The following is a 12,434-nucleotide window of genomic DNA, read 5'->3' on the forward strand; positions in this document are numbered from 1 at the left end:
ATTTTTGCTTTTTGTTGTACCAACTGTTCAAACTTTACATTCGTGCTAACGCTAAAAAAGAAAGCCGCCGGAACTCCTTCATAGACGTTCGGCGGCCTTCGGGATAGTTTTCGCTGTACGGAGGTTTACTCTACCGTGACGCTCTTTGCAAGATTTCGGGGCTTGTCGACGTCCGTACCTCGAGCCAGAGCCGTGTGATACGCCAAAAGCTGCAGCGGGACGATATGCAGGATCGGCGACAAGTCGCCATAGTTTTCCGCCAGACGGATCACGTGCATGCCTTCGGTATCTTCAATCACGCTGTCGCCGTCGGCAAAAACGTAGAGTTCGCCGCCGCGGGCGCGCACTTCCTGCATGTTGCTCTTGAGCTTTTCAAGCAACTCGTCGTTGGGCGCGATCGTCACCACCGGCATGTCGGCGTCAACGAGCGCCAGCGGACCGTGCTTGAGTTCGCCGGCCGGATACGCCTCGGCGTGGATGTAGCTGATTTCCTTGAGCTTAAGCGCGCCTTCGAGCGCAATCGGATAATGCACGCCGCGCCCCAGGAAAAGCGCATCTTCCTTGCCGGCAAAGCGCTCGGCCCACGCAATGATTGAGGGCTCGAGCGCCAGACACCCGGCCATGGCCGCCGGAATGTGACGCAGGCTCGAGAGCGCCTGCGCTTCCTTTTCAGCGTCCAATCGTCCGCTCAGCTTGGCAAAAACCAGCGTCAAAAGATAGAGCGCCACCAGCTGCGTCGTAAACGCCTTGGTGCTCGCCACGCCGATTTCGACGCCCGCTCGCGTGATGTAGGCAAGCCGGCACTCATGCACCAATGCGCTTTGCGCCACGTTGCAAATGGCAAGCGTCTTTGTCATGCCCATCGCCACCGCATGCTTGAGCGCCGCAAGCGTATCAGCCGTTTCGCCCGACTGAGAGATCGTCACCACGAGCGTTCCGGGATCCGGGATCGTGGTACGGTAGCGGTATTCGCTGGCGATCTCCACATCCACCGGGATACCCGCAATCGCTTCGAGCCAGTACTTGGACGTGAGCGCCGCGTAAAAACTCGTCCCGCAGGCCAGCATCAGGATGCGGCGTGTGTCGCGAAACACCGTTTCGGCCTCGGGGCCGAACAAAGTCGGCGTGATGCCTTCGACGCCTTCGAGCGTGTCGGCAATCGCGCGCGGCTGCTCGAAGATTTCCTTTTGCATGTAGTGGCGATAAGGGCCGAGCTCGGCCGCGCCCGCATAGGCCTGAACGATAACGGCCTTGCGTTCGACGGGTTGCCAAGTGTCAGAACCCGTGCGAGCAAAAATTTCGCACGTGTCCTTGGTCATCGACACGATGTCGCCGTCGTCGAGATACACGATTTTGTCCGTGACCCCCACCAGAGCCATGGCGTCGCTTGCAATGAAATTTTCCCCTTCACCCAAGCCCACCACCATGGGAGAACCCTGGCGCGCGCCCACGATGCGCTCGGGATGGCGCTTGTCGAAAACGGCCACCGCATAAGCACCGGTTACGCGCGAGAGCGCCTTTTTGAGCGCTTCCAGAAGATCGTCCTCAAGGTAGAAGTTGACCAGGTGCGCCAACACTTCGGTATCGGTCTGACTTTGCATGGTCACGCCCGTGGCTTCAAGCTCGGCGCGCAGTTGAGCGAAGTTTTCGATGATGCCGTTGTGCACAAGCGCAATGCGGTTGCCCGCGATATGCGGGTGCGCATTGGCCACCACCGGACCGCCGTGCGTGGCCCAGCGCGTGTGCGCGATGCCGACGGTGCCCTGCATGCCTTCGGCCTGTACCTGTTCAGCCAAGTCCTTGACGCGCGCCACGCTGCGAGCGCGATCGATTTCGCCGTTGCGCACGACCGCCACGCCGCAGCTATCGTAGCCGCGGTATTCAAGGCGTTTCAAACCCTGCAGAAAAACGGGAACAACGTCCCTGCCGGCTACGCCGGCCACAATTCCGCACATGATTTCGCCTCCGCGATCAGTTCTTCACGAACGTGTAGCCTTCGGGAACCGGCGGCTTCCACCCTTCGATCGTCGTCTGACGGGCACGCCCCACCGTGAGCTTCTGCTCGGGAGCGTTATGGGTGAGCGTCGTGCCCGCACCGATCGTGGCGCCACTGCCGACCGTCACCGGAGCCACCAGTTCGGTACCCGAGCCGATGAAGGCGTTGTCGCCGATCACCGTGCGGAACTTCTCGACGCCGTTGTAGTTGCAAGTGATGGTGCCCGCGCCGATATTGACGCCCGAGCCCATCGTCGTGTCGCCGATGTAGGAGAGATGGTTAACCTTGGAGCCTTCTCCAATTTCGGACTTCTTGATTTCCACGAAGTTGCCGATGTGCACCTTGGCCGAAAGTTCGGCACCCGGTCGCAAGCGCGAGTACGGACCGATCTTCGCGTCGGGACCGACCTTAGCCGAGTCGATATGCGTAAAGGCTTCGATGCGGGTACCCGCTGCGATTTCGGCGTTGCGAATCACGCAGTAGGGGCCGACGTAGACGTTGTCGCCGAGCTTGACATCGCCTTCAAATACGCAGCCCACATCAATCACGACATCAACGCCGCACTGCAGCTTGCCGCGAATATCCAGACGCGACGGATCAAGCACCGTCACGCCGCTTTCGGTGAGCTGCTCGGCCAGATGGTCCTGCCAGATGCCTTCCAGTCGCGCGAGCTGCGTCTTGGAATTGACGCCTTCTACTTCAAAGCTGCGGCGAGGACGCGCGGAATTGATGCGCACGCCATCGCGCACGGCCAGTCCGATCACGTCGGTGAGGTAGTACTCGCCCTGGGCGTTGGAAGTCTTGAGTTCGGAAAGCCACCCCTGCAGACGCGCCGTCGGCAGAAGCATGATGCCGGTGTTGACTTCTCGGATCTGTTTTTGACCTTCGGTAGCATCCTTCTGTTCGACGATCGCCACGATGCGGCCCTTCTGGCGCAAGATGCGACCGTAACCGGTGGGATTGCGCAGCACGGTCGTAAGAATGGCCATGCCGTCGCCGGCAGCCGTCAGCAAACGCTCAATCGTTTCAGGCTGTACGAGCGGCACATCGCCCAACAGCACCAGGGTGTATTCGGCTTCGGGGTCAAGTTCGGGCAGCGCACACTGCAGTGCGTGACCGGTTCCCATCTGCGGTTCCTGCAGCACGAAGCGCAGACCTTCTTCCTGCGCAAAAGCGCTCTTGACGGTTTCGGCGCCGCAACCGACCACCACTACGGTGCGCGAGACGCTTTCGAGCTTCTTGACGCTTGCGAGCACGTGACCGAGCATCGGCGTACCTGCCAGAGGCTGCAGCACTTTGGGCAGGGACGAGCGCATGCGCTTGCCCTGGCCTGCAGCGAGAATAACGACGTTGATCATGAATCGATTCCTAAAAAGAGACGCCCTTTTGAATTTCAGTTGGTTTCGGGCGGGATTGGGGTTGGAAATTTCGGGATTATTCTGCCATCAGATCAGCAATTTGTGGCCTGCCAACGAAAAACCCGTCGCCGGCCTGAGCCTTTGACGGGTTATCGATTCGGAAAAAACCAAAGAAATTAAGCGGAGACCTGCTCAATGCCGGCAAGCAGCCAGCCGCTCGAATCGTCGTCCTTGCGGGTGAGCACCCAGCGTTCGTTGACTTCTTCGAATTCTCCTTCGATCTTCATGGCGCCCTTGAACTGAACAACAGCAATGTGTTCGTTGGCATCTGCCATTTTCGCGACGCCCAATAGCTTGGCTTCCAGATTGATAACTTCGGAAGTCTGCTTGGCAGCGCCACGCTGACGCAGGCTGTGCGTGAGTTCAATGAAAAGATCATCGGTGGTGAAGTCACCCAGCGAGTTGTAGTCGCCCGTGTCCCAAGCCTTCTGCAGTCGCACGAAGTTTTCCTTGGCAACCGACTCAAAGCCCGCGGCATCAAAGCCGGCCGGCACTTCGAGGGCGGGAGCTTCCTCGCCCTGAGCGGCCTGTGCGTTCTGGCGGGCAAACATATCCATGACGCTGCCAGGACGTGCACCCATCGTTTCGGGCATCACGGAAGCAGATGCCGCGGCGGCTCCGGAGGCTGAAGCGGGCGCCTCAGGCGCCTGAGTCTGACGGTAGCTCGCCTGAGGTTCTTCACGCGAAGGCTGAGTGTAGGGTTGACGCGTTGCCGTACCGGCACGGCCTCCCGCCGCACGACCCGCAAAGAAGCCGAGCACCATGCGAAGCACGAAGTAAAGCGCCACCGCCATCAAAACAGCCATGATGACCTGGCCGACGCCTTCGGAAAGACCGAGCGCGCTCAAAAGAGCGGTGATGCCCAAAGCCGCGGCAGCACCCATGAGGATGTTGCGCATCATAGAGGGCTTGGCAGCATTAGCCCCAGCGCCTGCCGCGTTTTGCTGCTGAGCTGCATTCTGACGATTGGTCTGATTCTGGCGCATGGCAGGAGCCTGCGGAGCGGGCGTTGCTTGACGCAGCGCCGGAGCCGGACGACCGAGACTCATGCCGCCGCCCAAACGACGGGCGGCTTCGGCATTGTCGATGGCCGTCGTCATCATCACCAAACCCACAGCCAAAATGGCAAAAAGCTTTTTCATAGATTTCTTTCTCTGTTTCTCTTTGACGTCCGCACACGAAAAAACACCTGCCTTTTCAGCGGACAACGGCTACCAATTGTACGGATGCGCTGTCAGCCTTAAAACAGGTGTTTTCGTTGATGTGTATGCAAGTTTTTCAACAAAACTGTCTTCTCATCACGGTTTGAGACCGATGTGAAGCGCACACACGCCGAAAGTCATGTTCTTCCAAGTCACACGATCGAGCCCCACATCTTCCATGATCTTGGCAAGCGTCTGCTGATCGGGATGCATACGGATGGACTCGGCCAGATAACGGTAGCTTTCCGCATCGCCCGCGATTTTTTGCCCGAGCCACGGCATGAGCTTGAAGGAATACAAGTCGTAAAAGGGCTTGAAGATCTTCCAGCAACGGCTGAATTCGAGCACCACCACGCGACCGCCCGGACGCACAACGCGCATCATTTCCTTAAGAGCGCGGTCCTTGTGGGTCATGTTGCGAAGGCCGAAGCTCACGACGGCAATATCAAAGAAATTGTCCTCAAAGGGAAGAGCCTCGCAGTCACAAATCGCAACATGCGCCTTGCAGCCCACGGCCTTCAGTCGCTTGACACCTTCCTTGATCATCTCGTGGTTGATGTCGGTCGCCCAGACTTCGCCGGACTTGCCGACCGCTTCGCCGAAGCGAATCGCCATATCGCAGGTGCCCGAAGCAATGTCAAGAACCTTCTGCCCTTCGGCGGCGCCCGACAGCGACACGCACGTGCTCTTCCACAAGCGATGCAGACCCAGGCTCAAGACGTCATTCATCAAGTCGTAGCGTTTGGCAACCGACTCGAACACTTCCTTGACGTCTTCTTCTTTTTCACTTTCCGGCACGGCGCGGTAACCGAAGTCAACCTGCTTTTCGGTTTCACTCGCCTTGCGCTGATTTTCTTCTGCCATGTCTGTTATCCGTGCTGTTTGGACGGGCAAGTCGCCTTGGGCTTGGGCATGAACGGCACATTGGCCGGATCGGCAGGATCACGGCTTGCCCCCGCATCCTTGAGCTGCTGCAGATAGCCTTCCCACAATTCGTCACGACGCGTGCCGATATCGTGCAAATACTCCCAACTGTAGATGCCGGAATCGTGGCCGTCGTCGAAAACAAAACGAACGGCATAGCGACCGATCGGCTCAACACCCTTGACGTCCACATCTCGCTTTCCGACCTGCAGCTTGGCCTGATCGGGCGTGTGCCCCGTTACTTCCGCCGAAGGAGAAAACACACGGAGAAATTCGAAGCTAAATGAAAAGCTCTGTCCGTCGTCAAAAGCAATGTCAAAGCGCTTGCTCTTCTTGTGCAGGCTCATGTCAACGGGAAACACCATCTGCAGGACATCCTTTGAAAAAAAAGCGCGCTTGCGGCGCGCGCTCTTACACTGTATCTGTCTGGTGCCGCCGGCGGGACTCGAACCCACATCACAGCCTTCGGAGGGCCATATTCTATCCAGTTGAACTACGGCGACGAACGGCAAGCATTATACGGGAGAGTTTCTTGTCTTTCCTTTAGATGTCGGCGGGATCCACCTCAATTGACCAGTCCGTTCCAGCATCCCGAGAGTCTGGTACCGACATCGCTGCCGACCAGGCAGCAAGGAACGCGTGAAGCCTCGCGCGGGAACCCGCTTCCACCAAGAGCTGTCCGCGCTCCCAGTCCTTGAGCCGCATAAGAGGCATCGGAACCGGTTCGTAAACGAACACATCGTCTCCCGCCAATGCCTCGGCTTTACTTCTTGCACGCCGCAGAAAGCCCAGCGCCCGATCAAGCGTCTTTGCCTGTGCCGTCAATAGAGCCTGACGGCAAAACGGCGGCGAAGCGGCTTCCTCGCGCTCCCGCAGCAGTCGCTCGGCAAAACGCTCGTAACTTTGCGCCTTCATATCGTCGTAAACGGGATGATTCGGGTAACGGGTCTGGATCAACACGCGGCCAGCTCGCTCGGCTCGGCCCGCACGGCCGGCAACCTGCATGAGCGTGGCGTACAGCCGCTCTTCGGCTCTCACGTCCGGACTCATCAATTGCGCGTCAGCGTTGAGAACCACCACCAGGCTCACGCGCTTGAAGTCGTGCCCCTTGGCAATCATCTGCGTTCCCACAACAATGTCAACGCTGCCGGCGTGCACCGATTCAAAGGCCGACTCAGCTGCCGATTTGCTGCGCACGCTGTCGCGGTCAATGCGAAGGACTCGCGCCTGCGGCCAGAGCGCCTCAATGGCCTCCTCAATGCGCTGCGTGCCGGTACCTACCGGCAGAATTTCGGCGTTGCCGCACACGGGACAGCGTTCGGGCACACCGTAGCGGCTGCCGCAGTGATGGCACACCAAACGCTTTTCCGTCTTGTGAAACACCGTAAATCCCGAGCAGTGCACGCACCGCGTCACCCAGCCGCAGGCCGTACAGCTGATCACAGGCGCATAACCTCGCCGGTTGATGAAGATCAGCACTTGACCGCCCGCTTCGATGGCCTGCGTCACCGCCTCCTTGACCTCTTCGGCAAAGACGGCAGGCTTGCGCTTGGACATATCGATGAGCTGCATGTCGGGCAAATGAGCGCTTGCCACCGCACGGCGCGACAACGTCAGCCGCTTGTACTGACCGATGCGCACCTGCTGCCAGGTTTCAAGCGACGGCGTCGCCGACCCCAGCACACAGGCAATCTTGTTGTCAAAGGCCCGCTTAAGCGCTACGTCGCGAGCTGAAAACCGCATCCCCTCTCCAGCCTTGTAGCTCGGGTCGTGCTCTTCGTCGACGATGACGAGCGAAAGTTTTTGAAAGCTCGCAAAAACGGCCATGCGCGTTCCGACCAAAATGCGTGCCCGACCTTCGTGCACGGCAAGCCAGTTGCGCGCTCTCTGTGCCGGCGTCAGGCTCGAGTGCATCGTCACGACGGTGGCCTGAGCAAAACGTGCCCTCACGCGGGCTTCAAGCTGCGGTGTCAGATTGATTTCCGGCACCAGAAGCATCACCTGCGCCTGCGGATCCTTGGCCAGCACGCTTTCGATGATGTGCAGGTAAACCTCAGTCTTTCCGGAACCGGTCACGCCGAAGAGCAAAAACGGTGCGTAGCCGGTGCTTGACGACACGGCGTCAGCAGCCGCCTGCTGTTCATCGTTGAGCACTGGCGCCGGTTCATAGGCAATCTTCTTGGTTTTGAGTTCGCGCAACTTCTCAAGCCGCTTTTCATATGCAGGCGTAGCAGGCAGCCGAAAAAAAGGCGGCAGAGCGGACAAAGCCGCTTCGCCCCTCGCGCGCAGATAGTAGTCCGCCGCAAAAGCCATTGTCTTAAGCCACTCTGCCCGCAAGGGCTTCACTTCGTTGAAGACGCGCAAGACGGATTTGATCTTTCCTGCGGGCACCTCCGTTGTATCGGCAAGCCCAGTCACGATCCCCACCACCTTACGGGGGCCAAGCGGAACCAGCACTCGATCGCCGACACGCGGCAGTACTCCGTCGCCGACGGCATAGTCCAGCTCCGGCAGCGGAGCGTCGACAATCACTTTGGCAAACTGTGGAGAAGTCATGAAAAACGTGTTCGCAAAAAAATGGATCAATTGCCGATTAAGTCTTGAGGCAACAAGAATTTTAAGAGTCGGCAAGAGCCTCTTGCAGGGTGTGTACAACCGCTTTCGGCCTGTGGATAACTGTGTGGAAAACACTTGTTTTCCCAAGCCGTACAGGGGATAAAGCCACTTTAGACCGGTTCAAGGATGTCTCAATAGGATGGTATCAATTCCCTTTAAATTCAACATGTTACACACAAGAATCAAAAGAAAGACCCTCATTTTGAGGGCCTTTTCTTTCTTCACAACCTGTGATCAAAGCTGTGGATAACTTTGTGGAAAACGATTTTTCCACAACTTCTTGGGGCAGCCGGGAGTCTGCCCACTAGAGTCTTAGGCTGCGTGCATTTGACGCGAGTAGTTGTGCACTTCGTCAACCAGGATACGAACTGCTTCAGGATCGGTGTGCTGGTTGATGCCGTGGCCAAGGTTAAAGACATGGCCGCCATTGCCGACCTTGCCGAAGCTGTCGATTACGCGGCGCGCTTCACGACGGATACTAGTCTCGTCGGCAAAAAGCACTGCCGGATCAAGGTTGCCCTGCAGCGCCACCGTATCCTGTACGCAGGCTCGAGCCTTGGTGAGGTTCACCGTCCAGTCCAGACCGATGCAGTCGGCACCTGTTGCGGCCATTTCCTTGAGCCACAAACCGCCTCCCTTGGTAAAAAGGATCACCGGGACCTTCTCGCCGTCGTTTTCTCGAATGAGACCGTCGACGATCTGCTTCATGTACTTCAGACTGAATTCCTCAAAGTAGCCGTCGGCCAGAGCGCCGCCCCAAGTGTCGAAAATCTGAACGGCCTGAGCGCCCGCCTGAATCTGGGCGTTGAGGTATGCCGTAACGGCACGAGCATTGACATCCAGAATGCGGTGCAACAGATCCGGACGCGAATACATCATCTTCTTGATCGTTGCGAAATCCTTGGAGCTGCCGCCTTCAACCATATAGCAAGCCAGAGTGAAGGGAGAACCGGAAAAGCCGATCAGCGGCACGCGGTTGTTAAGTTCGCGGCGGATCACGCGCACGGCTTCGGTGACATAGCCGAGGCTGTCTTCAATATCGGGCACATACAGTGCGTTGACAGCTTCTTCGCTTTGCACGGGCTTGGCAAAAACGGGGCCTTCGCCGGCCACAAAGTTCAGACCGAGTCCCATAGCATCGGGAACCGTAAGAATGTCCGAGAAAAGAATGGCGGCGTCGAGACCATAACGATCCACGGGCTGCAGCGTCACTTCGCAAGCCGCTTCAGGACACTTGGCCAAGGCGAGGAACGACCCGAGGCGTGCGCGCGTGGCGTTGTACTCAGGCAGGTAGCGGCCGGCCTGACGCATCAGCCACAACGGGGTATAGTCGGTATGTTCGCGCTTGAGCGCACGCAAAAAAGTGTCGTTGATCGGTTTCATGGCAAAAAATTCTGTACAAAGCGTCCGAGAAAGCACGGATTCTCGCACACCTAACCTTTGTTCTTGGTTAAGAGAGGCAGATGGAGGCGTTGTCGTGAACGTTCACGCGCGTCCCGGCGCCAAAAAGGACGCCGTTGCGGGTATCTTCGACAACAAGCTGAAAGTGGCGCTTGCGGCGCCTCCCGTCGATGGCAAAGCTAACGCCAAATTGTGCGCGTTCCTCGCTAAGAAAATCGGCACAGCTAAATCCGGCGTGACGCTGATCTCGGGCGAAACCAGTCGGGATAAGCGGGTTCGCATCTCCGGTGTTGCGCCCGAGGCAGTGTTGAAAGCGTTGAGTCCCGAAGAAAATTAACGGATCACCAACACGGGACGATCGGCCTCGGCAAGGGTCTTTTGCGTTTCGGACCCCAGGAAGAGACTGCCGAGAGAGCCCAGACCGCGGCTCGCCATCACGATAAAACGAGCATCGTAGCGCATGGCCACGCTCAGAATGCCCTCGTGCGGGGTAGCGGCGTGTTCGGCCAAAATCAAATAGGGAATACCGGCGGCCTGCGCTTCTTCAGCGATGGTCTGCAAGCGGTCGCGCACCTCCTGAGGTTCGCCTTCCAGACCGTTTTCGGGAGCATCCCCCTTGACAACCGTCATGCCAAGCAGAGGCAGACCGAGCGTTTTTGCAAGCTCCACGGCCGTCGTCACGCCCTTTTCGGACAAGCTGCTGCCGTCGGTGCAAACCTGAATCACATCCGTAAATTCTTGTGCATCCATCGAGATGCTCCTTTCCATATCAATTCCATCAAGGTGCCGCTCATCGGCGGCTGTCCTTCGAATCCTAGCGCAAACTTGAGGCAGTCAGGCGACGGACAAAAGAAAAACGGCCCTTTCGCCGACGCGCCCTCATAAAAATGAGGTCACGCCTTGAAAAGGCCGCTTCTCCAAGCAAGGCGTCTTCACGCCGTAGCACACGGTTAGTGACGCATGCGCTTGATGTAGGCGATCTGTGCAGCCAGTGCTGCCATGGTCGCTTCGAGCTTGGCAATCTCCATGTTGCTCTGCGCCTTGGCGCGGTGAAGCTTCGCTTCTTCGAGCGCCTGCTTCGCCTTGGCTTCATCAAGATCCTTGCTGCGGATGGCCGTGTCAGCCAGAACAGTCACGCGGTCGGGCTGCACCTCAAGGATGCCGCCTGCGACGAACACGTTTTCCTGCGTTCCTTCCGTCGTCGTGATGCGCACGGCACCGGGACGAATGCGGGTAAGCAGAGGAACGTGTCCGGGCAGAATGCCGAGCTCGCCTTCCTGACCGGGCAGAGCCACAAAACTGGCTTCCCCGGAGAAGATGGACTCTTCTGCGCTGACGACGTCAACAAAAATCGTAGCCATAGATTGCTCCGTTAAAACGGCTTGATGCCGGTGCACTGCGGAGAGTCGCTTTTACGCTGTCCTCCGCAGGTGCAGTGAGCCGGAATTACTTGATCGTCTTAGCCTTTTCGAAGGCTTCGTCAATCGTGCCGACCATGTAGAAGGCCTGTTCCGGCAGCTGATCGCATTCGCCGTCAACAATCATCTTGAAGCCACGGATCGTTTCCTTGAGCGGAACGTACTTACCGGGCGAGCCCGTGAACACTTCGGCCACGTGGAAGGGCTGGGACAGGAAGCGCTGGATCTTACGAGCGCGCGTCACGGCCAGCTTGTCTTCCGGCGACAGTTCGTCCATACCGAGAATTGCGATGATGTCGCGCAATTCCTTGTACTTCTGCAGCGTTTCCTGAACGCGGCGGGCGACCGTGTAGTGTTCTTCGCCGATGATGTTGGGGTCGACCTGACGGGACGTGGAGTCGAGCGGGTCAACGGCCGGGTAGATACCCAGAGCAGCAATGTCACGGCTCAACACGACGGTGGCATCCAAGTGGCTGAAGGTGGTAGCCGGGGACGGGTCAGTCAAGTCGTCAGCGGGAACGTAAACAGCCTGAATCGAGGTAATGGAACCCGTCTTCGTGGAGGTGATTCGTTCCTGCAGCTTGCCCATTTCTTCGGCCAGCGTCGGCTGGTAGCCCACAGCGGAAGGCATACGGCCGAGCAAAGCGGACACTTCGGTACCGGCAAGGGTGTAACGGTAGATGTTGTCGATGAAGAGCAGGATGTCGCGGCCTTCGTCACGGAAAGCTTCAGCCATCGTCAGACCCGTCAGAGCAACACGCAGACGGTTGCCCGGCGGTTCGTTCATCTGACCGAACACCATAGCCACCTTGTCGAGAACCTTGGACTCTTCCATTTCGTGGTAGAAGTCGTTACCTTCACGGGTACGTTCACCGACACCGGCAAACACGGAGTAGCCACCGTAAGCCTTAGCGATGTTGTTGATGAGTTCCATCATGTTGACGGTCTTGCCCACACCGGCACCGCCGAACAGACCGATCTTGCCACCCTTGGCGAACGGGCAGATCAAGTCAATAACCTTAATGCCGGTTTCGAGCAGATCCACGGACGGGCTCAGTTCGTCGAACTTAGGAGCTTCACGATGGATCGTGCGGCGTTCATCTTCGCCGATGGGACCGCAGTCATCAATGGGACGGCCGAGCACGTCCATGATGCGGCCGAGGGTCTTGTGACCGACCGGCACAGAGATGCCGGCACCGGTCGAGCGAACCTTCATGCCGCGCTGCAGACCTTCGGACGAGCCCATGGCAATGGTGCGCACCACGCCGTCGCCCAGCTGCTGCTGCACTTCAAAAGTCAGGCCGGCTTCGGCCAGGGTATTGTTCTCATCCTGTTCAAGGATAAGAGCGTCATAAACCTTCGGCATCGCGTCGCGGGGGAATTCAACGTCCACCACAGCGCCGATGACCTGAACGATTTGTCCGATACTCATTGGTTTTTCCTCGGTATTCAAATCTGT

General features: G+C 58.1%; 11 protein-coding genes and 1 tRNA gene. 1 reads left to right on the plus strand and 11 read right to left on the minus strand.

The features are described from left to right. Positions 1 to 125: 125 nt before the first annotated feature. The 8 genes from glmS to hemE all read right to left on the minus strand — a co-directional run bounded on the left by glmS (position 126) and on the right by hemE (position 9,539). Positions 126 to 1,955 (minus strand): glutamine--fructose-6-phosphate transaminase (isomerizing), encoded by a 1,830-nt coding sequence (gene glmS / locus DW133_RS05585; RefSeq protein WP_118275667.1) that lies wholly within the window; start codon positions 1,953 to 1,955, stop codon positions 126 to 128. Positions 1,956 to 1,971: 16 nt separating this feature from the next. Further along, complete coding sequence (glmU, locus tag DW133_RS05590; RefSeq protein ID WP_118275668.1) at positions 1,972 to 3,354, minus strand: bifunctional UDP-N-acetylglucosamine diphosphorylase/glucosamine-1-phosphate N-acetyltransferase GlmU; 1,383 nt, start codon at positions 3,352 to 3,354, stop codon at positions 1,972 to 1,974. Positions 3,355 to 3,530: 176 nt separating this feature from the next. Then, positions 3,531 to 4,556, minus strand: coding sequence for a Tim44 domain-containing protein (locus tag DW133_RS05595; protein ID WP_147408880.1), 1,026 nt, complete (start codon positions 4,554 to 4,556; stop codon positions 3,531 to 3,533). Between the two features lie 156 nt (positions 4,557 to 4,712). Continuing rightward, positions 4,713 to 5,480 (minus strand): class I SAM-dependent methyltransferase, encoded by a 768-nt coding sequence (locus DW133_RS05600; protein WP_118275670.1) that lies wholly within the window; start codon positions 5,478 to 5,480, stop codon positions 4,713 to 4,715. A gap of 5 nt (positions 5,481 to 5,485) precedes the next feature. Beyond that, positions 5,486 to 5,905: a gamma-butyrobetaine hydroxylase-like domain-containing protein gene (locus DW133_RS05605; protein ID WP_118275671.1), complete on the minus strand. Its 420-nt coding sequence runs from the start codon at positions 5,903 to 5,905 to the stop codon at positions 5,486 to 5,488. Between the two features lie 62 nt (positions 5,906 to 5,967). Continuing rightward, positions 5,968 to 6,043 (minus strand) — tRNA-Arg (locus DW133_RS05610). Between the two features lie 40 nt (positions 6,044 to 6,083). Next, a complete protein-coding gene (gene priA / locus DW133_RS05615; protein ID WP_118275672.1) occupies positions 6,084 to 8,096 on the minus strand; it encodes a primosomal protein N' in 2,013 nt (670 codons plus the stop codon). Between the two features lie 372 nt (positions 8,097 to 8,468). Continuing rightward, positions 8,469 to 9,539 (minus strand): uroporphyrinogen decarboxylase, encoded by a 1,071-nt coding sequence (hemE, locus tag DW133_RS05620; RefSeq protein ID WP_118275673.1) that lies wholly within the window; start codon positions 9,537 to 9,539, stop codon positions 8,469 to 8,471. A gap of 94 nt (positions 9,540 to 9,633) precedes the next feature. Here hemE and DW133_RS05625 point away from each other — a divergent pair, with 94 nt between their 5' ends. Beyond that, on the plus strand, positions 9,634 to 9,894 hold the full coding sequence (locus DW133_RS05625) for a DUF167 family protein (RefSeq protein ID WP_233542126.1): 261 nt from the start codon (positions 9,634 to 9,636) through the stop codon (positions 9,892 to 9,894). Here the strand turns inward: DW133_RS05625 and DW133_RS05630 are convergent. The 3 genes from DW133_RS05630 to atpD form a co-directional block, all read right to left on the minus strand. Then, the gene (locus tag DW133_RS05630) at positions 9,891 to 10,307 is read right to left on the minus strand and encodes a universal stress protein (RefSeq protein ID WP_118275675.1); all 417 of its coding nucleotides are present in this window, start codon (positions 10,305 to 10,307) and stop codon (positions 9,891 to 9,893) included. The genes DW133_RS05625 and DW133_RS05630 overlap by 4 nt on opposite strands. A gap of 200 nt (positions 10,308 to 10,507) precedes the next feature. Beyond that, positions 10,508 to 10,918: a F0F1 ATP synthase subunit epsilon gene (locus DW133_RS05635; RefSeq protein WP_118275676.1), complete on the minus strand. Its 411-nt coding sequence runs from the start codon at positions 10,916 to 10,918 to the stop codon at positions 10,508 to 10,510. An 85-nt stretch (positions 10,919 to 11,003) separates the two neighbouring features. Further along, on the minus strand, positions 11,004 to 12,407 hold the full coding sequence (gene atpD / locus DW133_RS05640; RefSeq protein ID WP_118275677.1) for a F0F1 ATP synthase subunit beta: 1,404 nt from the start codon (positions 12,405 to 12,407) through the stop codon (positions 11,004 to 11,006). Positions 12,408 to 12,434: the final 27 nt, after the last annotated feature.

It is taken from the genome of Sutterella sp. AM11-39, from assembly GCF_003472385.1.
Classification (GTDB): Bacteria; Pseudomonadota; Gammaproteobacteria; order Burkholderiales; family Burkholderiaceae_F; genus Duodenibacillus; species Duodenibacillus intestinigallinarum.